The following is a 23828-nucleotide window of genomic DNA, read 5'->3' as shown; positions in this document are numbered from 1 at the left end:
CATCAGTCAGACCCTTACGCGGCTTCCGCGGCCAGTTTTTCGGCCTTGGCTTTCACGTCCTCAATACCGCCGACCATGTAGAAGGCCGCTTCGGGCAGGTGGTCGTATTCGCCGGCCACAACCGCCTTGAAGGACGAGATGGTGTCTTCCAGCGGAACCTGCACACCGTCGGAGCCGGTGAAGACCTTCGCCACGTCGAACGGCTGGGACAGGAAACGCTGGATCTTACGCGCACGCGCAACGGTCAGCTTGTCCTCTTCCGACAGTTCGTCCATGCCGAGGATGGCGATGATGTCCTGCAGCGACTTGTAGCGCTGGAGGATCTGCTGCACGTCGGAAGCAACCTTGTAGTGCTCTTCGCCAACGATCGCCGGGTCCATCAGACGCGAGGTGGAGTCCAGCGGGTCCACGGCCGGGTAGATGCCCAGCTCGGAGATCGCACGGTTCAGAACGGTGGTTGCGTCCAGGTGGGCAAAGGTGGTTGCCGGTGCCGGGTCGGTAAGGTCGTCCGCGGGAACGTAGACGGCCTGGATCGAGGTGATCGAGCCGTTTTTCGTGGACGTAATCCGTTCCTGCATCGCACCCATGTCGGTGGCCAGCGTCGGCTGGTAACCCACAGCGGAGGGGATACGGCCCAGAAGTGCGGACACCTCGGAACCGGCCTGGGTGAAGCGGAAGATGTTGTCGACGAAGAACAGAACGTCGGTCCCGGACTGGTCGCGGAACTGTTCGGCCAGGGTCAGGCCGGTCAGCGCCACGCGGGCACGGGCCCCCGGAGGCTCGTTCATCTGACCGTAGACAAGCGCCACCTGGCTTTCGCTCAGGTTGTCGGGCTTGATCACGTTGGATTCGATCATCTCGTGGTAGAGGTCGTTGCCCTCACGGGTCCGTTCACCAACACCGGCGAACACGGAGAAGCCCGAGTGCACCTTGGCGATGTTGTTGATCAGTTCCATGATGAGAACGGTCTTGCCCACGCCGGCACCGCCGAAGAGGCCGATCTTACCACCCTTGGAATAGGGGGCGAGAAGGTCGATCACCTTGATGCCGGTGACGAGGATTTCAGACGCGGTGGACTGCTCTTCGAACTCGGGCGCGGGCTGGTGGATGGCGCGGGTTTCTTCCGCGACAACCGGGCCCTGCTCGTCCACGGGCTCGCCCACGACGTTCAGGATGCGGCCCAGGGTGGCGTTGCCAACCGGAACCGAGATCGGCGCGCCGGTGTCGGTCACCTTGGCACCGCGAACGAGGCCCTCGGTGGCGTCCATCGCGATGGTGCGCACGGTGTTTTCGCCCAGGTGCTGAGCCACTTCGAGAACCAGCTTCTTGCCGTTGTTCTCGGTGTTCAGAGCGTTGAGAATCTCGGGCAGGTGATCCTCGAACTGCACGTCAACGACAGCGCCGATGACCTGCGTGATTTTGCCGACTGCTTGTGCCATGTCGTATCTCCAGATTTCGTCAGAGCGCTTCGGCGCCCGAAATGATTTCGATCAGCTCGTTGGTGATGACGGCCTGACGCGAGCGGTTGAACTGGATCGTCAGTCTGTCGATCATGTCGCCTGCGTTGCGCGTCGCGTTGTCCATCGCCGACATCCGTGCGCCCTGTTCGGACGCCCCGTTTTCCAGAAGGGCCGAGAAGATCTGCGTAGCGACACCGCGCGGCAGCAGGTCTTCCAGAATGGCTTCCTCCGACGGCTCGTAGTCGTAGAGCGTCGAGGCATCGTCTGCCTCGGGCGCGTCGAACTTGGCCGGGATGATCTGGGTTTCGGTCGGGATCTGGCTAATCACCGATTGGAACTGGTTGAAGTAGATCTTGGCGACATCGAATTCGCCACCGTCGAAACGGCGGAGAATGTCACCGGCGATCTCGGCGGCGTTGGCGTAGCCCACGCGCTTCACTTCCGACAGGTCGACATGACCGATCATCAGTTCTGCGTAATCGCGGCGCAGCTGTTCGCGGCCCTTCTTGCCCACGGTGAGGATCTTGACGGTTTTGCCCTGCGCCAGCAGCTCGGCGATCTTCGTGCGCACGAGGCGCACGATCGTCGAGTTGAAGCCGCCGCAGAGACCCCGCTCGGAGGTCATCACCACCAGCAGGTGGGTCTGATCGGATCCGGTGCCGGCCAGAAGGCGCGGCGCGCTGTCCGATCCGCCGACCGAGGCGGCCAGGCCGCCCATGACGGCCTGCATGCGCTCGGCATAGGGGCGACCGGCCTCCGCCGCTTCCTGCGCCCGGCGCAGTTTCGCGGCGGCGACCATCTGCATCGCCTTGGTGATCTTGCGGGTCGATTTGACCGACTCGATCCGATTTTTTAGGTCCTTGAGACTCGGCATTGACCAGTCCCCTTATGCGAAGTCGGCGGCGTATTCGTCCAGCGCTGCCCGGATCTTGTCCTCGGCCTCACCTTTGATCTTGGGATCTTCGTTGGTGATGTAGTCGAGGAGGTCCTGGTGCTTGCCACGCAGATGCGCAACCAGCCCACGCTCAAAGCGACCGACGTTACCGACGGAAATCTTGTCGAGGTAGCCCTTGATGCCCGCGAAGATGACGCAGACGATTTCCGCGTTGGTCAGCGGCGAGTACTGCGGCTGCTTCATCAGCTCGGTCAGACGCGCACCGCGGTTCAGCAGGCGCTGAGTTGCGGCGTCGAGGTCGGACCCGAACTGGGCGAAGGCGGCCATTTCGCGATACTGGGCAAGCTCCAGCTTCACCGAACCTGCGACCGACTTCATGGCGTTGGTCTGGGCCGAAGAGCCCACACGCGACACCGACAGACCGGTGTTCACGGCGGGGCGGATGCCCTGGTAGAAAAGTTCGGTTTCGAGGAAGATCTGGCCGTCGGTGATCGAGATCACGTTGGTCGGAATGAAGGCCGACACGTCGCCGCCCTGGGTTTCGATGACCGGCAGAGCGGTCAGCGAGCCAGCGCCGTGGTCTTCGTTCAGCTTTGCCGAACGCTCCAGCAGGCGGGAGTGCAGGTAGAAAACGTCACCCGGATAGGCTTCTCGTCCCGGCGGGCGGCGCAGCAGCAGCGACATCTGGCGGTAGGCCACGGCCTGCTTGGACAGGTCATCGTAGATGATGAGGGCGTGCTGGCCGTTGTCGCGGAAGTATTCCGCCATCGCGGTGGCGGAGGACGGTGCGAGGAACTGCATCGGCGCCGGGTCGGACGCGGTGGCGGCCACGACGATCGTGTAGTCGATCGCGCCGGTTTCTTCCAGCTTCTTCACCAGCTGCGCAACGGTCGAGCGCTTCTGGCCCACGGCCACGTAGACGCAGTACAGCTTCTTGCTGTCATCGTCGCCGGCGGCGTCGTTGTAGACCTTCTGGTTCAGGATGGTGTCGAGCGCCACGGCGGTCTTGCCGGTCTGGCGGTCGCCGATGATCAGTTCGCGCTGGCCACGGCCGATCGGGATCATGGCGTCCACGGACTTGAGGCCGGTTGCCATCGGCTCGTGCACCGATTTACGCGGGATGATGCCCGGTGCCTTCACGTCGGCGACGCGACGCTCGGCCGAGGCGATCGGGCCCTTGCCGTCAACCGGGTTGCCCAGACCGTCAACGACGCGGCCCAGAAGCTCGGGGCCCGCGGGAACGTCCACGATCGAGTTGGTGCGCTTGACGGTGTCGCCTTCCTTGATGTCCCGGTCAGAGCCGAAGATCACGACACCGACGTTGTCGGATTCAAGGTTCAGCGCCATGCCCATGATGCCGCCGGGGAATTCGACCATCTCACCGGCCTGGACGTTGTCCAGTCCGTAAACGCGGGCGATACCGTCGCCGACGGAGAGCACACGGCCCACCTCGGCAACTGCGGCCTCCTGGCCAAAGCTCTTGATCTGCTCCTTCAGGATCGCAGAGATCTCGGCTGCTTGGATAGTCATTTATCCGACCTCTTTCATGGTGTTCTGGAGGGTGTTGAGCTTGGAGCGGACCGACGTGTCGATCATCTTCGAGCCCACCTTAACAACAAGACCGCCAATGATGGATTCATCGACGGTCGCATTCAGTTTAACGTCCTTGCCAACGGCGGCCTTGAGGGCCTTGGCCAGCTTGTCGGACTGGGTCTTGGTCAGCGCCTTGGCAGACACGACATCGGCGGTCACTTCGCCCTTGTGGTCCGCAATGCGCGCGCGCAGGGCCTGGATCATCTGCGGCACCACGAAGAGGCGGCGCTTGGAGGCCATGAGCTGCAGGGTGTTGGACATCACCGGGCCAAGCGACATGGCGGATGCCACGGCACCGATGCCCTTTTGCATGTCCTCGCGCGAGTAGATCGGCGAACCGATCATGTCACGCAGGTCGGCGCTGTCGCCGAGTGCGGCCTCGAGCGCATCGAGATCGGCCTCGAGGGCCGGGAGCGCCTTGTCTTCCGAGGCGAGTTCGAACACGGCCGTCGCGTAGCGCGAGGCAATGCCGGTCGAGATCGAAGCTGTTTCCGACACGTCCACCCTTCCGATACAGTGGCCGGGTTCACGCCCCTCGAAGGCGTGCCCGGCGGTTCTGTTTTGAGCGGAACCTGTCCCCGCCCATCTGAAATCGCGCTGGATGTAGCAGAGGTGCCCTGTGCCTGCAACATTAACAGCCGATTAGGGGAAACCGCGAAAAGGCCTGATTTTTCAGTGCTTTTGGCAACTTCTCCCGTCCTGCGACGCTTTGAAGCTAGGTTTTTTGTGAACTTTTTTTGTGGATATGGGGCGAGTCATCACCCGTTTCGGCATACAAAAGCACACAATTGCATACCGTTTTGCGCTAACACCCGTTGTCCGGAATCGCCCCCACCGATCGGCGATTCACCCGCCATCCCTTTGAATCAAGGCGTTTTCAGCTTTCAGAGCGACTCGACACCCCGGCAGGTTGCGGGGCGGAATCGAGGATTCGCAGCGGTCGCTTGACCCGTTCGGCCAATCCGGGGCGCGTCGGCGCGAAAGTGTGCTTGCTCGCTTCCAGCATGATCACGCCCCCCGCCGCGTCGCGCGACAGCCTGCGCCCCATGCGCTCCAGCAGGTCCGCGCTGCGCAGCCAGAACCGCCCGTGAGACGGCGGCGCGAACAGGGCCGCGCGGTGGCGATCAGGCTCGAACCCGTGGCCCCGCAGCTGCGCTTCCAGCTGGCCCAGCGAATAGGGCCGCCCGAAACCGAAGGGTGTCGCGTCGCGCCGCGCCCACAGCCCACGCCGGTTGGGCACGATGAAGAGAACCCGCCCTTCTGGGGCCAGCACCCGGTGACATTCCTCCAGCACGGAGGCGGGATGTTCCGAAGTTTCCAGCCCATGCAGCACCACCAGCCGGTCGACCGTTCCCGCCGGCAGGGGCCAGCGGGTTTCGTGGCAGAGAACCGAGACATTGTCCTGCCCCGCCGGCCAGGGCATCACGCCTTGTGCGCCGGGCATCAGGCCGATCACCCGCGCGGCCTGGCCCAGATAGGGCCGCAGCAGCGGCACGGCAAAGCCGAATCCCACCACCGTCTGCCCTGTTGCGTCGGGCCAAAGCTCGGTCAGCTGATCGCGCACCGACTTCTGCGCCGCCCGGCCAAGCCGCGTGCGGTAATAGAACTGGCGCAGGTCCAGCACGTCGAGATGCATTGCAACCCCTCCGGGTTTGGGCGACGGTCGGGGGGCAGCTTACCCGGGAAGAAGGAAAATGCCATGCCCTTGGAGATCGTCACCGTCCCCTGCCTTGCCGACAACTATGCCTTCCTTCTGCACGATGCCGAGACCGGAGCCACCGCCGTGGTCGACGTGCCCGACCCCGAGCCTATCCAGGCCGAACTGGCAGCGCGCGGCTGGCGCCTGACCGACATCCTGATCACCCATCACCACTGGGACCACATCGACGGCGTCGCGCCGCTGGTCGCGGCCACCGGAGCAAAGACCTGGGGCAATGCCGCCGAAGCCGCCCGCCTGCCGCCGCTCGATCATGCGGTCAATCCGGGCGACGCGGTGACCGTCGGCAGCGAAAGCGGCTCCGTGATCGACGTCTCGGGCCACACGGTGGGCCACATCGCCTTTCACTTCCCCGGCTCGGCTGCCGTCTTTACCGCCGACAGCCTGATGGCGCTTGGTTGCGGGCGGCTCTTTGAGGGCACCCCAGAGATGATGCATGCCAGCCTGTCGCGGCTGGCCGCCCTGCCCCCTGAAACGCTGGTCTGCTCTGGCCATGAATACACGGCCGGCAACGCGAAATTCGCCCTGACCATTGATCCGGGCAATCCGGCGCTTATCTCTCGTTCGGAGGCGATCGAAAAGGCGCGCGCAGAGGGCCGCCCGACCGTTCCTTCGACCCTGCAGGACGAACTCGACACCAACCCGTTCCTGCGCGCCCATGACCCTGCCATCCGCGCGCAGCTCGGCATGGAGACGACCGATGACGTGGCCGTCTTCGCGGAAATACGCGCCCGCAAGGACCGTTTCTGATCTGTCCGCCCCCGGGAACCGCTTCGGGACGCCCAAAAAACGGACTTCACGGAAAATGGCAGGGCCGCGAAGAAAAATTGAAGAGAAATGCCTTGAACTGTGCGGACAAAAACCGAACCTTAACAGTATGAGGCCACAGTCGGAGCGGCGCGCCCAATCGCCTTTCCGGCGCAACGAAAGGAGCACTGCCAGTGCCGTCTTTTTCGAACACCCTTGAGCAGGCCATTCACGCCGCGCTGGCACAGGCGAACGCGCGGCGCCATGAACTCGCAACCCTCGAACACCTGCTGCTCGCCCTTCTGGACGAGCCCGACGCGCTGAAGGTCATGAAGGCCTGCTCGGTCGATATCGAGGAGCTGCGCCAGACCCTGGTCGAATTCATCGACGATGACCTCTCGACCCTTGTGACCGATGTTGAAGGGTCCGAAGCGGTGCCGACCGCCGCGTTTCAGCGCGTGATCCAGCGTGCCGCGATCCATGTCCAAAGCTCGGGCCGGACCGAGGTGACTGGGGCAAACGTGCTGGTCGCCATCTTCGCTGAACGCGAGTCGAACGCCGCCTATTTCCTGCAGGAACAGGACATGACCCGTTACGACGCGGTCAATTTCATCGCCCATGGCGTTGCCAAGGACCCCAGCTACGGCGAAAGCCGCCCGGTGACCGGCGCGGAAGAGGCCGAGGATTCGCACGGGGCGGCCGAGGCCACTACCGAGGGCGAGGGCAAGGAATCGGCACTGGCCAAGTATTGCGTCGACCTCAATGCCAAGGCGATCAAGGGCGATGTCGATCCGCTGATCGGCCGCGAGCACGAGGTGGAACGCTGCATCCAGGTTCTGTGCCGCCGCCGCAAGAACAACCCGCTCCTGGTGGGCGATCCCGGCGTGGGCAAGACCGCCATCGCGGAAGGCCTGGCCAAGAAGATCGTCGAGGGCGAAACGCCAGAGGTGCTGGAAGGCGCCACGATCTACTCGCTCGACATGGGCGCGCTTCTGGCGGGCACCCGCTATCGCGGGGATTTCGAGGAACGGCTGAAGGCGGTGGTCAAGGAACTGGAGGATCACCCCGACGCGGTGCTCTTCATCGACGAGATCCACACCGTGATCGGCGCGGGCGCCACTTCGGGCGGGGCAATGGATGCCTCCAACCTGCTCAAGCCTGCGCTTCAGGGCGGCAAGCTGCGCTGCATGGGCTCGACCACCTACAAGGAATTTCGTCAGCATTTCGAAAAGGACCGGGCGCTGAGCCGCCGGTTCCAGAAGATCGACGTGAACGAACCCTCGGTGGAAGACACCATCAAGATCCTCAAGGGCCTCAAGCCCTATTTCGAGGATCATCACGACATCAAGTATACCAATGACGCGATCAAGACCGCGGTGGAACTGTCGGCGCGCTACATCAACGACCGCAAGCTGCCCGACAAGGCCATCGACGTGATCGACGAGGCCGGGGCCGCGCAGCATCTTGTGGCCGAATCCAAGCGCCGCAAGACCATCGGCGCGAAAGAGATCGAGGCCGTCGTGGCCAAGATCGCCCGCATCCCGCCCAAGAATGTCAGCAAGGATGACGCCGAGGTGCTGAAGGATCTCGAAAAGAGCCTCAAGCGCGTGGTCTTCGGCCAGGACAAGGCCATCGAGGCGCTGGCCAGTGCCATCAAGCTGGCCCGCGCGGGCCTGCGCGAGCCGGAAAAGCCCATCGGCAACTACCTGTTCGCGGGTCCCACCGGTGTCGGCAAGACCGAGGTGGCCAAGCAACTGGCCGATACGCTCGGGGTGGAACTGCTGCGCTTCGACATGTCCGAATACATGGAAAAGCACGCCGTCAGCCGGCTCATCGGCGCGCCTCCGGGCTATGTGGGCTTCGACCAGGGCGGGCTTCTGACCGATGGGGTAGATCAGCATCCGCATTGCGTGCTGCTGCTCGACGAGATCGAGAAGGCACATCCGGACGTGTTCAACATCCTGCTCCAGGTGATGGACCACGGCACGCTGACCGACCATAACGGCCGCTCGGTCGATTTCCGCAACGTGGTTCTGATCATGACCTCGAACGCGGGGGCCGCCGAACAGGCCAAGGCCGCGATCGGCTTCGGCCGCGACCGCCGCGAGGGCGAGGATACCGCCGCCATCGAACGGACCTTCACGCCGGAATTCCGCAACCGTCTGGATGCGGTGATCTCCTTCGGTGCGCTGCCGAAAGAGGTGATCCTGCAAGTGGTCGAGAAGTTCGTTCTGCAACTGGAAGCACAGCTTCTGGATCGCAATGTTACCATCGAGCTGACCCGCCCTGCCGCAGAATGGCTGGCAGAAAAGGGCTACGACGACAAGATGGGTGCCCGCCCGCTTGGCCGCGTGATCCAAGAGCATATCAAGAAGCCCCTGGCCGAAGAACTGCTGTTCGGCAAGCTCGCCAAGGGCGGCAACGTCCAGGTGGGCGTGAAAGACGGAGAGATCGACCTGAGGATCGAGGAACCCGGCGCGCGCCGGATCACCACGAAGAAGCCACCGCTTCTGACTGCGGACTAATACAGAAAGGCGCCCCAAGCGGGCGCCTTTTTCGTCAGGGCACCGCGATACCCGTGGCGGGCGTGTCCTGACTGAAGACATTTACCCAGCCCGTCCCGGCACGCCGCCAGATCGACGAGACAAACATCTCTTCCTCGGCCTCCTGCCCCGCGCGCACATAGGCCGCGTGATAGGACAGCAGCACGTAATCGGACCCAAGCGCCATGACCCGCGCCTGCCGCAGCCGGAAGCGTGCCACGGTGGGACCCGCCGCCAGTTGCCCGCAATGTTCCGCCTTGCCCGCAAAGCCATCGGGATAGACCCCTAGGAAATCGGCAGACAGCGCGGCCTCGTCCGCTGCCCGGTCGCCCGCGACAAGCGCCTCCCACACGCGGGTTTCGCAGGCCAGCAATTCGTCCAGAAGGTCCCTCACCGTTCCGTCAGCTTCAACTCGATCCGGCGGTTCTGCGCCTGCCCCTCGGGCGTGTCGTTCGACGCGATCGGGCGGAATTCGCCAAAGCCGGTGGCCGCCAGCCGGGCTGGCGGGAAGCCCAGCTCCTCGCTCATGAACAGGACCACCGACAGGGCACGCGCCTGGCTCAGTTCCCAGTTATTCGCGTATTCCGCGGTCGGGCGCAGCTGCTGGTCGTCGGTATGGCCATCGACGCGGACGATCCAGTCGACCGACAGGGGAATCTCACCCGCCACATCGAAGAGAAGCTCTGCCACATTGGCAATCTGTGCCTCGCCTTCCGGCGAGAGGTCGGCCGACCCCACCTCGAACAGCACTTCGGAGGCAAAGACGAAGCGGTCGCCCTCGATGCGCACACCGTCGCGCCCTTCCAGAAGCTCGCGCAGCCGGCCGAAGAATTCAGACCGGTAGCGTTCCAGTTCCTGCGCCTCGGCGGCCAGCCGTTCGGCCTCGGCCTCGGCCAGGCGGCGGGCTTCGGCCTCGGCTTCGGCGCGCGCCTCTTCGGCATCGGCCCGCGCGTCCTGTTCGGCGGCCAGCCGGGCCAGCGCCGCGTTGAGATCAGCGCCGAGCGTTTCAACCTGCACCTGTGCTGCCGCATCGGCGGCGCGAGAGGCGTCGAGCAGCCCCTGCAACTCCGCCAGCTGCGTGCGCAGCGCGGCCACCTGCTCGTTCAGCGCCGCGATCTGGCGCTGGCTTTCAGCCGAAGCTGCCTCGGCGGTTTCCAGTTCAAGGTTGGCCTGCGCGAGAAGCGCCGCGCGCTGTTCAGCCAGGCTCAGCTGTTCGGAGGCGCTGCCTTCGGCGAGCATCTGGGCGCTCAGCGCGGCGGCCAGCTGCTGCTCCAGCTCGGACAGCGCCGCCGCGCTGCTGGCATCGGCTGTTTCGCGCGCCGCTTCTGCGGCATTCAGCTCGGTTTGCAGGGCCGCGATGCGCGATTGTGCATCGGCTTCGGCGCGGGTGAGGGCCAGAAGTGCCTCGGTCAGTTCCGCCTCCAGCGAGGTCAGCGCCGTTTCGCGCGCCGCCAGCTCTTCCTGCCCTGCGGCGACCTCGGCTTGGGCAGCGGCAAGCTCCGCCTCCATCCCCGCCACCAGCTGCGCATTGCGCGCGGCTTCTGCCAGGGCAGCGGCCAGTTCGGCCTCCAGGTTGGTCAATTCGCCTTGCACCGACCGGGCCGCCTCCAGCCGCGCCTCCAGGTCGGCAACCCGGGCGGCATCGGCATTGGCGCGCGCCTGTGCCTCCTGCAGGGCCAGCGCCAGCTCGGCTTCCAGCGCGCTGAGCGCCGCACCCGCGGCCTCGACCTCGGCAGCTTGCGCGGCGGTTGCCGCCTCGGCGGCGGCCAGGTCCTCTTCCAGCGCCGCGATGCGGATGCGGTTTTCCGCGTCCTGAGCGGACAGGCGTGCCAAGGCCAGCGCCAGCTCCTCTTCCAGGGTGCTCAACTCGGAGGCCCGGTTCTCCGCCACGTCCTGCGCAGCGGCCAGGGCCGCCTGCGTTTCGGCCAGGGCGGCGGCGTCCTGCGCGCGCGCGGCCAGCGCCAGCGCCAACTGCCCTTCGAGGTCGGAAAGGCGGCTGGCCTCTTCGCTTGCGGCGGCCAGTTCGGTTTCCAGTTCGGCGATCCGGTCTCCCTGCGCGGTGGTATCGGCGAGCGCGGCTGCAAGCCGCGCCGCGAAGTCTTCGCGCGCCTGGTCGGCAGCGGCCAAAAGCGTGAGCGTTTCCTCGGCCTCGCGGCGGCGCTGTTCCAGCGCCAGCGCCATCGCCGTCAGCTCGGCATCGGCCTCTTGCAGGCGGGCACGCAAGGCCTCGGCGGCGGCAGCTTCGGCCAGCCGGGCGGCTTCCTCGTCCGAAAGCTGTGCCTCGGTATCGGCCAGCCGTTCGCGCAAGGCAGCGGCTGCGGCGGCTTCGGCCAGGCGCGCGGTTTCCTCGCTGTCGAGCGAGGTTTCCAGCAGCGAGAGCCGCTCACGCAGAGCAGCAGCAGCCGCCTGTTCGGCCAGCAAGGCCGCCTCTTCCTCGCTCAGTTCCGTTTCCAGTTCGGCAATGCGGGTTTCCAGCGTCTCGGTCAGCGCTTCTTCGCCCGCAAGCGCGGCCAGGGCCGTGGCCAGGTCGGTCTGCAACCCGGCAGAGGTATCCTCTTGCGCCTGAAGGGCGGCCAGGGTCTGGGCAAGGCTCGCTTCCTGTTCCACGGCCTCGGCTTCGAGATCGGCAATCAGCGCCTCCATCGCCTCGCGCTCGGCGGCAGCCAGGCGCGCAGCCTCGGCGGCGGCGTCGATTTCAGACCGGGCAGCGGCAAGGGCCAGGTTCAGCGCTTCGACCTCGGTCAGCCGCGCATCGAGATCGGCCTGCACCGCGTCGCGTTCCAGCGTCAGATCCGCATTGGCTGCCAGAAGCGCCGTCACCTGGTCTTCGAAATCCGCGATCCGGGCCGATTGCGCCTCGGTCTCGGCGGTGAGCGACGCGATCAGCGCGGCCTGAAGCTGCAACTCGCCCTCGGCTTCGGACAGGCTGGCGCCGAGCGTAGCCACGCGCTGTTCCAGCTCCGCCGCCCGGCTTTGTTCCAGCCCCAGGGCCGATGCCAGGTCGTTGAGCTGCGCATTTAGCGCGTTCAACTCGTCGTCCTGGTTGTTGATGGTTTCCGACAGCACGAACTGCACGATCATGAAGATCGTCAGAACGAAGATCATCACCATCAGAAGCGCGGTGATGGCATCCACGAAACCCGGCCAGATCGAGGCTGTGAATCGGCTTCCGGCGCGTCTGTGGAAGGCCATGGATCAGCCCTCTTGCGGCGGCTCTTGCGCAGGCTTGCGGCGCTGCGGGGCCTGTCGCTGGCGCGGTGCCGTGGCCGAGCGGGTCAGGTCGCGGATGGCCTCGGTCAGCGACGACAGATCCTCGCGCAACGCGCCGATCTCTTCTTGCCGGCTGCTGCCCATTTCCTCGAAAATCTTCAGAAGCTGCACGTCGATCGACCGCAGGCGCATCCGGCTTTCGGCATCCATGCCGCCCTCGCCCGTGGTCGCGGCCAGCACCTCGGCCAGCCGTTCCTGCCCGGCGGCCAGCCGTTCCGTCGCGGCCACCTGCCCGGGCCCGAGCCGTTCTGCAAGGTCGGCCAGGACCCCCGTCATCTCGCCCAGGCGGGTTTCGGTTTCGGCATGCCGCGCCTCGGACTGGGTGAAAAGGCTTTGCAGCGTGTCGATCTGGTCGACCATGTGGTCGAGCACGGTGGCGATGGCCGCCCGGTCCACACCGCCGCCCTCGCCCTCGCCAGAGGAAAAGCTGACACGGGTGATGGTCGACAGCCACTCTTCCATCTCGCGGTAGAAACGGTTCTGCCCGTGGCCCGCGAACAGCTCAAGCAGGCCCACGACGAGCGATCCCGCCAGGCCCAGAAGCGAGGAGGCAAAGGCCGTGCCCATGCCGCCGAGCTGGCTTTCGAGCCCGCCCATCAGGCGACTGAAGACCTCGATCCCGGATTCCTCGGCCGAAGGTTGCAGCGACCGGATCGTGTCGACCACGGCGGGAACGGTCACGGCAAGCCCGTAGAATGTGCCCAGAAGGCCCAGGAAGATCAGCAGGTTGGTGATGTAGCGCGTGATATCGCGCGCCTCTTCCATACGGGCGCCCACGGAGTCGAGCACCGAGCGGGCCGAGGCCGAGGTCAGTTGCAGCCGCGACCCCCGGGCCTGGAAGATGCCGGTCAGCGCTGCCAGCAGAAGCGGTGGCTTGCCGCTATCACCCTCGGCGCCATTGGCAATGCGTTCAATCCAGCCGATCGAGGAAAAGAGCTGCACCACCTGCCAGAAACAGGCCAGAACGCCCGCGAAGAAGACGACGGCGATGGTTCCGTTGAGGAACGTGTTGGCCAGGAAGACCGGCGCCACACTGGGAAACACGAAAAAGGTTCCAAGCCCGACCAGACCGCAGATCATCAGCATGATCACGATTTGCCGGGTAGGCGCGGTAAAGCGCGGATCGTCAGCTCTGCTCGTCACGGTCTTCTGCCATCACGTTTTGTCCCCCGCACCCTACCCGGCTTGCCCCGCGCTGCCAAGCGTCGCGGGCCCATGCGCCCCACAAGGGGTGAGATGGGCGCAAACGCACCCGCGCGGGTGCCCGGGCCTGCGCCTCAGGCCGCCGTCAGGTCCTTCACGCGCGAGACAAGCCAGTCGAGATCCTCGTCCGCAAGGTTCAGGTCGGCCAGGTGCGCGGCCGTGTTGTAAAGATACTCGTCATTCGGCCCCCGACCGCCCACGGCGCGGGCGATGATCCGGGCTTGCTCCTCAAGGCTCATGCCGGCCACGTATTGCTCGTGCTCGGTGTCGATCACATAGGTGACCGCCATCGCGCTGCCGCCCCCGTGAAAGACGATTTCAAGCTCGCGTTCGAGATAGGCCGAGGAAATCAGCTCGCGCTCGCGCAGGTAGGCGATGGTGCCTTCCTCCTGCCCCGGCGCAACGCGGAAGGCCACGCCGTCGCAATGGGCCCCCTCCGCCGCATCGAGCGCCAGCACGAGGCCGGGGCTTTCAACCGTGCCGCGATGGTGGATCGAACTCATGCAAAAGGACCGATGCCAGCCGGGCAGGCGCGCGATGCGCTGTTCGGCGACCTCGAACCCGGGGTTCCAGATCAGCGATCCGTAGCCGAATACCCAAAGTGCCTGTTCCGACATGCCCTCTTGCCCCATGGCCAATCCAGTTGCCCCCCGTATATTCAGGGCAGGCGCGGGATGGAAGAAGGGAGACCACCGCATGAAGCTATGGGGGTGGCTCGTCGGCATCCTGGCCCTGCTGTGGTCGGCGATCTGGCTCATTGGCTCGGTCGCGACCGAACGCGTGGTCGGTGCCTGGCTTGCCCAGCAGGAACAGGCGGGGTGGGTCGTGGAATACGACGCGCTGGCCACGCGCGGCTATCCGCTGAGCTTCCGCACGGTGCTGAGCGACCTGTCGCTGGCCGATCCCCACAGCGGGTGGGCCATCGAGGCGCCAAGCTTCCGGTTGGATCAGCCCGCCTACCAACCCAACCAGGTCCGCGCGACCTGGCCCGAAACCCATGTCTTTTCCACCCCGTTCGAGCGGCTGAGCGTGCGCGCCGAGCGGCTCGACACGATGCTTCAGCTGCGACTTCTGGACAATCTCGCGCTCGATCAGTCGCTGACGCAGATGACCGCCTTGCAGATCAACAGCGACCTGGGCTGGAGCAGTTCCGTGGAAAGCGCCACCCTGTCGGTGTCGCTGCGCGAAGAGCCCGGCCATCGCTATGACATCGGCTTCGATGCGCAGGGCTATGTCCCCGCCGGGCAGGTTCTGGCCATGCTGGACCCGGCTGGCGTCCTGCCCGAAGCGATCGACCGGTTCCGGATCGAGGCCGTCGCGGGCTTCGACCGGGCCTGGGACCTGTCGGCGCTGGAACTTTCGCGCCCGCAGATCCGGCGGCTGGACCTGGCCGAGTTGCGGGCAGAGTGGGGCGACCTTGCGCTGAGGGTGTCGGGCACGCTCGACGTCGATGCAGAGGGTATCCCCACCGGCGCGTTGGCCGTGCGGGCGCAGAACTGGCGCGCGATGGTCGATCTTGCGGCCAATTCCGGCGCGCTGGCAGACGGGTTCAGGGGCACGCTGGAGGCGGCGCTTTCGGTCTTGGCAGGGCTCTCCGGGCGGCCCGAAGATCTGGACGCGACGCTCAGCTTTGCCGATGGGCAGGTCTATTTCGGCCCCTTCCCGCTTGGCCCCGCACCACTGATCCTCCTGCGCTGAGCGCAGGGGGCAAGGGTTTCAGCGACAGTAAGGCCCGCTGCGATAGGATGCGACATCCAGATGGAGGTGATCGCGGTGATAACGGTCGGAATTGGGGCCCAGAACCGTGCCGAAGGGGCCGCAGGCGGCTTCGTGCAGCTGGCGCAGGATCCGTCCGTCCCGCCCCTGCCCCCAATCGTTCAGAACCGAGATCTCGGTGCCATCCACCAGCCCGATCCCGGCGATGTCGACCGCATTGCCGGTGGCGTGTTCGGACAGGCGCGCGCCGGGCTGGCTGTTGCGGGTCCGGCAGGAATAGGAGGCGATGACGCGCAGCGAAGCCACCCCGCCGCCGCGTCGTCCGACCGTGGGAAGAACAGCGTCGTTCAACCAGTCTTGCAAGGCCTCGGCGGTTTCACAATTGATCGTCGCGGGCTGGCTTAGCGTGATGCCGTCGATCTCGCGCACGCGGATCGGGTTGGAGATGCCACAGCCGTCGATGCGCCCCGTCACCCGGTCCAGCCGCTCGCCGATGATCCCCCGATCCCCGCAGAGAGGCCCACGCTGGCCGGGTTGCGTGACCCGGCTGGGAAGGCCGCTGACGGCAGCGGTGCGGATTGCAGCGGCAAGGCCGGGGGGGCGAGGTAACGGGCGCAGAGAGACACGCACCGCAGGCTCCTGCGGCGTGCTGACACGAGGCTGGCCGGTCAGTAGTGCCAGCAGCCCCGACGGTGGCCGGTTCGCGGCCTCAGAGGCTTCAGGCTCGGGGTCATCCGCCGCGACACTCGCGCCACCGGGGCGCGGCAGGGGCCGCTCCGAGGCGGCCGGCGCAAGCGCGCTGGAGCGGATCGTGACAACCAAGGGGTCAGACGGCGCAACCACCCGGTCCCCCGGTCCGATCGGCAGAAGCGGCCCTGCGCCGGGACGCGGCAGGGGACGTAGCGAGGCCGAGGGCGCATCCGCGAAGGCCGGCAGGGCAAGACCCAGCACAAGGGCAAGCACTGCACGGCCGGGCCTCATCCGTCGTTGCTCCCTTTCTTGGCGGCATTCCGCCCAAAATTGGGGGCATCGGTATCCTGCCCGGCCTCGATGATGCCGCGCCGGATCGCGCGGGTACGGGTGAAATAGTCGAACAGCGCGTCTCCATCGCCCATGCGAATGGCCCGCTGAAGCACGAAAAGCTCTTCGGTGAAGCGCCCCAGGATATCGAGCGTCGCCTCCTTGTTGGACAGGAAGACATCGCGCCACATGGTCGGGTCACTCGCCGCGATCCGGGTGAAATCGCGAAAACCTGCGGCGGAATACTTGATGACCTCGCTTTCGGTCACCCGGCGCAGGTGATCGGCCACGCCCACCATCGTGTAGGCAATCAGGTGCGGCGTATGCGAGGTTACGGCCAGCACCAGGTCGTGATGCTCGGCATCCATCTCCTCGACACGCGCGCCCATGCCTTCCCACAGCGCCCGCAACCGCGCCACCGCCTCCGGGTCGCTGTCCGAAACCGGGGTCAGCAGGGTGTAGCGATCCTGGAAGAGCTCTGCAAAACCCGAACGCGGCCCGGAATGCTCGGTCCCGGCCAGCGGGTGACCGGGAATGAAGTGGATGCCCTCGGGCAGGTGCGGCCCGACCTGGTCGACCACGTCCTTCTTGACCGACCCCACATCCGTCACGGTCGTGCCGGGGGCCAGGTGCGGGGCTATGCCTTCCGCCACGCGGCCCATCGCCCCCACGGGCACGGCCAGGACCACCAGGTCGGCGCCGGCCACGGCCTCGGCGGCGGTGTCGCCCACCCGGTCGCACAGGCCGATCTCGGCCGCGACGGCCCGGGTGTCCGCCGACCGCGCGGTGCCGATGATTTCGCCTGCAAGCCCAGCCCGGCGCATGGCATGGGCCATCGACCCCGCGATCAGCCCCAGCCCGATCAGGGCAACGCGCTTGTAAAGGACGCTCATGCCGCTGCTCCGAAATCAGCCATGGCCGCCAGCACCCGGGTCACATCCTCGTGTGACCCCACGGTGATGCGCAGGCAGTCGGGCAGGCCGTAACCCGCCACCAGCCGCACGATGATGCCCCTGGCCTTCAGATGCGCGTCGGCGGCTTGCGCCGTGGCCGCATCGCCCATCCGGCAGAGGATGAAATTCGCCTCGGACGGATCGGAGGGAAAGCCAAGCGCGGCCATGCCCTCGGCCAGCCGTTTGCGCTCGGCCCGGTTCACGTCGCGGCAGGTCTCGACATAGTCCCTGTCGCGGATCGCCGCCTCGGCTCCGGCCAGCGCCAGCGTCGAGAGGTTGAAGGGCCCGCGCACGCGGTTGAGCACGTCGATCACCGCACGCGGCGCATAGCCCCAGCCCACCCGCAGGCCGCCAAGCCCGTAGATCTTGGAAAAGGTCCGGGTCATGACCACGTTGTCGCGCGCATCGACAAGGGCCGCGCCGCCATCGTAGCCGTCCACGTATTCGGCATAGGCCCCGTCCAGCACCAGCAGGCAGTTGTCGGGCAGGCCCGCCGCCAGCCGCGCCACCTCGTTGCCGCCGATCATGGTGCCGGTGGGGTTGGCCGGGTTGGCGATGAAGACCAGCCGCGTGCGGCTCGTCACCCGTTCGAGGATCGCGTCGACATCGACGGTGTGCTCGCGCTCGGGCGCGACAACGGGCGTGGCCCCCGCCGCAAGAGCCGAGATCTTGTACATCAGGAAGCCGTGCTCGGTATAGAGCACCTCGTCCCCCGGCCCGGCATAGGCCTGGCACAGGAAGGTGATGATCTCGTCCGAACCCACGCCGCAGATGATGCGGTCCGGGGCGAGCCCGTGCACCTCCCCGATCGCCTGGCGCAGCGCCGCGTGATCGGTCGAGGGGTATTTGTGCATGTCGAGCGCCGCCGCCTGGACAGCCGCAACAGCCTGCGGGCCCGGCCCGAACGGGTTCTCGTTCGAGCTCAGCTTGAGCGGTTTGTCCTGCCCCGCGATAGAGGCGCCGCCCCCCTGGTAGAGCGCGATCTCCATGATGCCGGGTTGCGGGCGGATCTGGGTCATTGTCCTCGACCTTCTGCAATGCTTGCGAGCGCCTTCTTAGCGATCCGCTTCGCCCTTGCAAACCTCCGCTTTGCCGCGCCGGGACAATAGGCGGCAGCCTGTCGCCACGGCGCCCGTCCCTGGCGCAGCCCGGGCGGGCCAGCCAGACGCAGCGCCCTTCACCCGATCTTAACCTGCCCGTGCAAGGGTTGTGCCTGGTATACCGATTCTCCCGCGTGGCCCCGGCCTGCCGACCTGCCAGACGATCCCCCGCCAGGGACCAGGCAGCACCGGCCCGGAAAGCTTTCGCAAAAAGGCCCAGGGCCGCGCCCGCAACAGGGGGCGGCGCCGCTCCACCCCGCGTCTACGTACCTTCCCGGACACCGGACCTGGAACATCCAGCCGAGCGGCCCACCCACCCGACAGCAAGACCGCCGGGCCCTCAAGCCTGTTCCGCCCCTTCATTGTTCCATAAATATCCCAGGGGGGTGCGGGGGGAGGATCCCCCCGCGGGTCGGCGCCGAAGGCGGCGACCCCTCCTCAGTAAAAGCTCTGCGGGTCGATATCGACGCTCAGCCGCAGCCCGCCGGGCAGTTTCAGCCCCCCCAGCCACTGGCGCAACGCGCCCTGGATCGGCGCGCCCTTGGGGGCCTTGACCAGCAGCCTGACCCGGTGCCGCCCCCTGATCCGCGCGATCGGGGCGGGGGCCGGGCCATAGACCATGCCACCGATGGCCCGGATCGGTCCGTCGGAGCGCGAAAGGTGGGTGCCGAGATCGAAGGCCGCAGCTGCCTCGGGCGCCGAGACAACGATCCCGGCCAGCCGCCCGAAGGGCGGCATTCCGGTCACCCGCCGCTCCTCGGCTTCCGCGCGCCAGAACCCCTCCTCGTCGCCCGACAGGATGGCCCGGATCACCGGATGCTCGGGCTGGAAGGTCTGCAAGAGCGCCGTGCCCGGTATCTCCGCGCGACCCGCGCGCCCCGCGACCTGGCGCATCAGCTGGAAGGTGCGCTCCGCCGCGCGCAGGTCGCTGCCTTGCAGGCCCAGGTCCGCGTCGATGACCCCCACCAGCGTCAGCCGGGGGAAATTGTGCCCCTTGGCCACCAGCTGCGTGCCGATGATGATATCGGTCTCGCCCTCGGCGATCTCGGCGATCCGCGCCTTCAGCGCCCGGGCAGAGCCGAAGAGGTCCGAGGACAGCACCGCCTGTTTCGCGTCGGGAAAGAGCGCCGCCGCCTCTTCGGCCAACCGCTCCACGCCCGGGCCCACGGGGGCCATCTTGCCCTCTACCCCGCAGGATGGGCAGGCCTCGGGCATGGGCTTCGTCTCGCCGCATTGGTGGCACATAAGGCGTTTTAGAAAGCGGTGCTCGACCATGCGTGCGTCGCAGAAATCGCAGCCCACCTGCTCGCCACAGGCCCGGCAGATCGTGACCGGCGCGTAGCCGCGGCGATTGAGGAACAGGAGCGCCTGCTCGCCCTTCTCCAACCGCGCCATCACTGCCCCCTGCAGGGTGGGCGAAATCCAGCGGCTGCCGGGAAGGTCCTCGGCCCGCATGTCGATCGCGCGCATGTCGGGCATCACGGCGGGGCCGAAGCGGTCGGTCAGGTCAATCCGCGTGTATTTCCCCGATTCGGCGTTCCACCAGCTTTCGAGCGAGGGCGTCGCCGAGGCCAGCACCACCTGCGCGTCATTGAGGGACGCGCGCAGCACCGCCATGTCGCGGGCATTGTAAAGCGCCCCGTCTTCCTGCTTGTAGGAGGTGTCGTGCTCCTCGTCGACCACGATCAGCCCAAGGTCGCGATAGGGCAGGAAGAGCGCCGATCGCGCGCCCACCACCAGCCCCGCCGCCCCCTGCCCCACCATGCGCCAGCAGCGGCGGCGTTCGGTCATGGTCACGCCCGAATGCCATTCGGCGGGCTCGGCACCGAAGCGCTCCTTCACGCGGGTCAGGAACTCGCTCGTCAGCGCGATCTCGGGCAGCAGAACCAGCGCCTGCCGCCCCTTGCGCAGGCAGTCTGCTACCGCTTCGAGGTAGACTTCCGTCTTGCCCGATCCGGTCACACCCTTCAGCAGCGTGGTGCCATAGGCGCCCGCGCGCACCCCGTCACTGATCTGCGCCGCGGCAGCGGCCTGGTCGTCGGTCAGCGCCTTTCCGGGCCGGTCGGGGTCGAGCGGCAGGTAGGGCGCGTCGCGGGGCGTGTCGAATTCCTCGACTGCGCCCTGTTTCACCAGCCCCTTGATGACCGAGGAACTGACCCCCGCCATTTCCGCCAGTTCGCCAAGCGTGAAACTGACCCCGCCATATTCCTCCAGCACCGCGATCACGCGGGTGCGCGCATCGGTCATGCGGTCGGGCTCGGCAAACCCCATGCGGTAAAGCTTGCGCATCGAGGGCGGGTCCGCCAGCCCCGGCGCGCGGGTTGCCAGCCGCAGCATCTGCGACATCGGCGTCAGCGTATAGGCCCCGGCGCGGGTCAGGAACTCGCGCATCTCGCCGCGCATGGGCGCCACGTCCAGGACCTTCAGCACCGTGCGAATCTTCGCCGGGTCCCAGTCGCCCCGCCCCGGCCCCCAGACCACGCCCATCACCTTGCGCGGTCCAAGCGGCACCTGCACAAAGGCACCCAGCCAGCAGCCACCCTCGGGCGCCTTGTAATCAAGGACCCGGTCCAGCGGCTCGGCCGTCAACACGCCCACCAGCGCGCCCTCTTCGAAAAAATCCTGCGTGTCGTCCGTCATGCGATGTTAGCGTTAACAACAACGGGGTTCCCGTCGCCCGCGTCCTGCGATATGAGGGCGGCGAGCCCCCCACGAACCCCAAGGGATAAACAAATGAAATTCTTTGTCGACTCCGCCGAAGTGGATGCCATTGCCGAGCTGAACGATCTCGGGCTGGTCGATGGCGTCACGACGAACCCCTCGCTGATCCTGAAATCGGGTCGCAACATCCTCGAAGTGACCAAGGAAATCTGTGACATGGTCGATGGACCGGTCTCCGCCGAAGTGGTGGCGCTGGAAGCCGATGCCATGATCGCCGAAGGCCGTAAGCTGGCCGAGATCGCGGAAAATATCTGCATCAAGCTGCCGCTGACGCTGGATGGGCTGAAGGCCTGCAAGGCGCTGACCGCCGACGGGTTCCAGACCAACGTGACGCTGTGCTTCTCGGCCAACCAGGCACTTCTGGCGGCCAAGGCCGGCGCGACCTACATCTCGCCGTTCATCGGGCGTCTCGACGACATCAATCTCGACGGGATGGACCTGATCGCCGACATCCGCACCATCTATGACAATTACGGCTTCGAGACCCAGATCCTGGCCGCCTCGATCCGCTCTGCCAACCACATGAAGGATGCCGCCCTGATCGGTGCCGACGTGGCCACAGCGCCGCCCGCCGTGATCAAGGCAATGGCCAATCACGTCCTGACGGACAAGGGCCTCGACGGCTTCATGAAGGACTGGGCAAAAACAGGGCAGAAAATCCTGTAAACATCGTGTAAGGTCTGCCCCAACCAGAAAAACACCAAGGGGCAGACCTTAATATGGGCGAAAGGGCAGACGCGTTGGAAGACTGGCGCGAACGGGTATTGCAGGACCCGGATATCATTCTCGACGACCGTGACGTGATGCGGGCGCTGATCACCGCGAATGACCGCCAGATGGGCGGCAATATCGTGGACATGCGCGGCATCGCCATGGAACGGCTGGAAAACCGGCTGGACCGCCTGGAGGACACGCATCGCAGCGTGATCGCGGCGGCCTATGAAAACCTCGCTGGCACGAACCAGATTCACCGCGCGATCCTGAAGCTGCTGGACCAGACCGAGTTCGAGAACTTCCTCAAGATCCTCGGCACCGACGTGGCGGGCATTCTGCGCGTGGACCGGATCCGGCTGGTGCTGGAAAGCCCCGAGGCGACCGAGACCAGCGCCCCCAAGGTGCAGAAGCTGGAGGATGTGCTGACCGTGGTCGCGCCCGGCTTCGTCGATGACTACCTGACCCACGGGCGCAACATGCCGCAACGCCCGGTGACGCTGCGCCAGATCGGGGCCGGGGCATCGGACATCTACGGCGAGGCCGCCGACTGGATTGCCTCCGAAGCCATTCTGCGGCTCGACCTGGGCCTCGGGCGGTTGCCGGCGATGCTGGTGATGGGCTCCGAGGACCCCCATCAGTTCCGGCCGAGCCAGGGCACCGACCTGCTCAACTTCTTCACCGGCGTTTTCGAACGCACCATGAAACGGTTCCTGGGGTAAGGCGATGAGCCTCGCCTTCAGCCCCGCCGCGCGCGACCTGATGGCCGCGTGGCTGGCGCATGTGGGCAGCTTGCGCGGCGGATCGCCCGCGACGGTCACGGCCTACGGGGCGGACCTGCGCGATTTCCTGGGGTTCATGACCGGCCATCACGGCGCGCAGCTGGGGCTTGCGCCCCTGCAACGTCTTGGTCCGCGCGACATGCGCGCCTGGATGGCCGCGGAACGCGCCCAGGGGCTTGGCGCGCGCTCGCTGGCGCGCAAGCTGTCGGCCGTCAAGAGCTTCTACCGCTGGTGGGCCGAACGCGACGGGTTCGATGCCACGGCGGTTCTGTCCACCCGCTCGCCCAAGTTCCAGCGTAAGCTGCCCCGCCCGTTGTCTGCAACGGCGGCGAAAGAGCTGATCGACACGGTCGAGGCGCAGGACGGGCGCGACTGGGTGTCGGCCCGCGACGTGGCGATCGTGACGCTGCTCTATGGATGCGGACTGCGCCGGTCCGAAGCGATCGGCCTGACCGGTGCCGTGCTGCCCCTGGGCGAGGCGCTGCGCATCCTGGGCAAGGGCAACAAGGAACGCGACGTGCCGGTGATCCCCGCCGCGCGCCGGGCCGTGACACGCTATGCCGCGCTTTGCCCCCATGACCTGCGCCCCGACGCGCCGCTTTTTCGCGGCATCCGGGGCGGTGCGCTGAACCCCCGGCATGTCGCCAAGGTGGTCGAGGCAGCGCGGATGCAGCTTGGCCTGCCCGCCACGGCCACGCCCCATGCCATGCGCCACAGCTTTGCCACCCACCTGCTGGATGCGGGCGGCGACATGCGCGCGATCCAGGAGCTTCTGGGCCATGCCTCGCTGTCGACCACGCAGGCCTATACGGCCGTGGACACCGCGCGTCTTCTGGAAGTCTACCGCAACGCGCACCCCAAGGCGTAGGCGGCCAGCATATGCTTGCCTAACCGCGTGCGATGGTTCATGTGGGTCCGATGACGACGCGCATGAAAGCCCTCGGGGTTCACCTCTTCACCGCCACAGGTGCCGTTTTCGCCATGCTGGCCATGCTGGCCGCCGTGGAGGAAAAATGGTCACTCATGTTCCTGTGGCTGGTCGTGGCCTTCGTGGTCGATGGCATCGACGGCCCACTGGCGCGCCGCTACGACGTCAAGACCAACGCGGCAGAGTTCGATGGCGTCCTGATGGACCTGATCATCGACTACCTGACCTACGTGTTCATCCCCGCCTACGCGCTGTTCAAATCCGGTCTTCTGCCGGGCTGGACGGGGTGGATGGCGATCATCGTCATCACGTTCGCAAGCGTGGTCTACTTCGCCGACACGCGGATGAAGACCAAGGACAACTCCTTCGCGGGCTTTCCGGGCTGCTGGAACATGGTGGTGCTGGTGCTTTTCGCGCTCAGCCCCAATTTCTACGTGATCTTGGGGCTCGTGGTGCTCTTTGCCGTGGC

General features: G+C 66.3%; 20 protein-coding genes. 7 read left to right on the top strand and 13 right to left on the bottom strand.

Annotation, left to right across the window (positions count from 1 at the left end; genetic code table 11):
• Positions 1-14: 14 nt before the first annotated feature.
• From atpD to ACEQXV_RS03695, 5 genes are all read right to left on the bottom strand, one after another.
• Positions 15-1439, bottom strand: a complete 1425-nt coding sequence (atpD, locus tag ACEQXV_RS03715) for a F0F1 ATP synthase subunit beta (protein ID WP_370267970.1) — start codon at positions 1437-1439, stop codon at positions 15-17.
• Positions 1440-1458: 19 nt separating this feature from the next.
• Positions 1459-2334, bottom strand: a complete 876-nt coding sequence (locus tag ACEQXV_RS03710) for a F0F1 ATP synthase subunit gamma (protein WP_370252914.1) — start codon at positions 2332-2334, stop codon at positions 1459-1461.
• 12 nt (positions 2335-2346) lie between these two features.
• A complete protein-coding gene (gene atpA / locus ACEQXV_RS03705) occupies positions 2347-3885 on the bottom strand; it encodes a F0F1 ATP synthase subunit alpha (RefSeq protein ID WP_370267968.1) in 1539 nt (512 codons plus the stop codon).
• Entirely contained in the window at positions 3886-4452 is a 567-nt protein-coding gene (locus tag ACEQXV_RS03700) for a F0F1 ATP synthase subunit delta (protein WP_370253121.1), read from the bottom strand.
• Positions 4453-4825: 373 nt separating this feature from the next.
• Positions 4826-5584: a class I SAM-dependent methyltransferase gene (locus ACEQXV_RS03695; RefSeq protein ID WP_370253122.1), complete on the bottom strand. Its 759-nt coding sequence runs from the start codon at positions 5582-5584 to the stop codon at positions 4826-4828.
• A gap of 63 nt (positions 5585-5647) precedes the next feature.
• Here ACEQXV_RS03695 and gloB point away from each other — a divergent pair, with 63 nt between their 5' ends.
• Together gloB and clpA are read left to right on the top strand one after the other, a co-directional pair.
• The gene (gene gloB / locus ACEQXV_RS03690) at positions 5648-6415 is read left to right on the top strand and encodes a hydroxyacylglutathione hydrolase (protein ID WP_370267967.1); all 768 of its coding nucleotides are present in this window, start codon (positions 5648-5650) and stop codon (positions 6413-6415) included.
• 191 nt (positions 6416-6606) lie between these two features.
• Positions 6607-8937, top strand: coding sequence for an ATP-dependent Clp protease ATP-binding subunit ClpA (gene clpA, locus ACEQXV_RS03685; RefSeq protein ID WP_370253125.1), 2331 nt, complete (start codon positions 6607-6609; stop codon positions 8935-8937).
• A gap of 34 nt (positions 8938-8971) precedes the next feature.
• Here the strand turns inward: clpA and ACEQXV_RS03680 are convergent, their stop codons facing one another.
• The 4 genes from ACEQXV_RS03680 to ACEQXV_RS03665 all read right to left on the bottom strand — a co-directional run bounded on the left by ACEQXV_RS03680 (position 8972) and on the right by ACEQXV_RS03665 (position 14045).
• Positions 8972-9349 (bottom strand): DUF4440 domain-containing protein, encoded by a 378-nt coding sequence (locus tag ACEQXV_RS03680; protein ID WP_370253127.1) that lies wholly within the window; start codon positions 9347-9349, stop codon positions 8972-8974.
• Positions 9346-12147, bottom strand: a complete 2802-nt coding sequence (locus tag ACEQXV_RS03675) for a peptidoglycan -binding protein (RefSeq protein ID WP_370267966.1) — start codon at positions 12145-12147, stop codon at positions 9346-9348. Before ACEQXV_RS03675 ends, ACEQXV_RS03680 begins: the two co-directional genes overlap by 4 nt.
• 3 nt (positions 12148-12150) lie before the next feature.
• Complete coding sequence (locus ACEQXV_RS03670) at positions 12151-13311, bottom strand: biopolymer transporter ExbB (protein ID WP_370267972.1); 1161 nt, start codon at positions 13309-13311, stop codon at positions 12151-12153.
• A 191-nt stretch (positions 13312-13502) separates the two neighbouring features.
• On the bottom strand, positions 13503-14045 hold the full coding sequence (locus tag ACEQXV_RS03665; RefSeq protein WP_370253144.1) for a gamma-glutamylcyclotransferase: 543 nt from the start codon (positions 14043-14045) through the stop codon (positions 13503-13505).
• Positions 14046-14124: 79 nt separating this feature from the next.
• On the opposite strand from ACEQXV_RS03665, the gene ACEQXV_RS03660 reads away from it, so the two are divergent.
• Positions 14125-15126 (top strand): DUF2125 domain-containing protein, encoded by a 1002-nt coding sequence (locus ACEQXV_RS03660; RefSeq protein ID WP_370267964.1) that lies wholly within the window; start codon positions 14125-14127, stop codon positions 15124-15126.
• Positions 15127-15144: 18 nt separating this feature from the next.
• Here the strand turns inward: ACEQXV_RS03660 and ACEQXV_RS03655 are convergent, their stop codons facing one another.
• The 4 genes from ACEQXV_RS03655 to ACEQXV_RS03640 all read right to left on the bottom strand — a co-directional run bounded on the left by ACEQXV_RS03655 (position 15145) and on the right by ACEQXV_RS03640 (position 20857).
• A complete protein-coding gene (locus tag ACEQXV_RS03655) occupies positions 15145-16125 on the bottom strand; it encodes an extensin family protein (RefSeq protein ID WP_370267962.1) in 981 nt (326 codons plus the stop codon).
• Positions 16122-17057 (bottom strand): prephenate/arogenate dehydrogenase family protein, encoded by a 936-nt coding sequence (locus ACEQXV_RS03650; RefSeq protein WP_370267960.1) that lies wholly within the window; start codon positions 17055-17057, stop codon positions 16122-16124. The genes ACEQXV_RS03655 and ACEQXV_RS03650 overlap by 4 nt, the downstream gene beginning before the upstream one ends.
• Complete coding sequence (gene hisC / locus ACEQXV_RS03645) at positions 17054-18136, bottom strand: histidinol-phosphate transaminase (protein WP_370267958.1); 1083 nt, start codon at positions 18134-18136, stop codon at positions 17054-17056. The genes ACEQXV_RS03650 and hisC overlap by 4 nt, the downstream gene beginning before the upstream one ends.
• 519 nt (positions 18137-18655) lie before the next feature.
• A complete protein-coding gene (locus ACEQXV_RS03640) occupies positions 18656-20857 on the bottom strand; it encodes a primosomal protein N' (RefSeq protein ID WP_370267956.1) in 2202 nt (733 codons plus the stop codon).
• Between the two features lie 93 nt (positions 20858-20950).
• Between ACEQXV_RS03640 and fsa the strand changes: the two genes are divergently transcribed.
• The 4 genes from fsa to ACEQXV_RS03620 form a co-directional block, all read left to right on the top strand.
• On the top strand, positions 20951-21604 hold the full coding sequence (gene fsa / locus ACEQXV_RS03635) for a fructose-6-phosphate aldolase (RefSeq protein WP_370253137.1): 654 nt from the start codon (positions 20951-20953) through the stop codon (positions 21602-21604).
• A gap of 53 nt (positions 21605-21657) precedes the next feature.
• The gene (locus ACEQXV_RS03630) at positions 21658-22371 is read left to right on the top strand and encodes a DUF484 family protein (protein ID WP_370253139.1); all 714 of its coding nucleotides are present in this window, start codon (positions 21658-21660) and stop codon (positions 22369-22371) included.
• Between the two features lie 4 nt (positions 22372-22375).
• Positions 22376-23299: a tyrosine recombinase XerC gene (locus ACEQXV_RS03625; protein ID WP_370267954.1), complete on the top strand. Its 924-nt coding sequence runs from the start codon at positions 22376-22378 to the stop codon at positions 23297-23299.
• Between the two features lie 50 nt (positions 23300-23349).
• A partial coding sequence (locus ACEQXV_RS03620) for a phosphatidylcholine/phosphatidylserine synthase (protein WP_370267952.1) occupies positions 23350-23828 on the top strand: 479 nt, incomplete at its 3' end.

Source organism: Nioella sp., from assembly GCF_964229645.1.
In the GTDB taxonomy this organism is placed as follows: Bacteria; Pseudomonadota; Alphaproteobacteria; order Rhodobacterales; family Rhodobacteraceae; genus Nioella.
The sequence above is the reverse complement of the archived record's forward strand: the minus strand, read 5'-3'. Positions and strand labels throughout refer to the sequence as shown.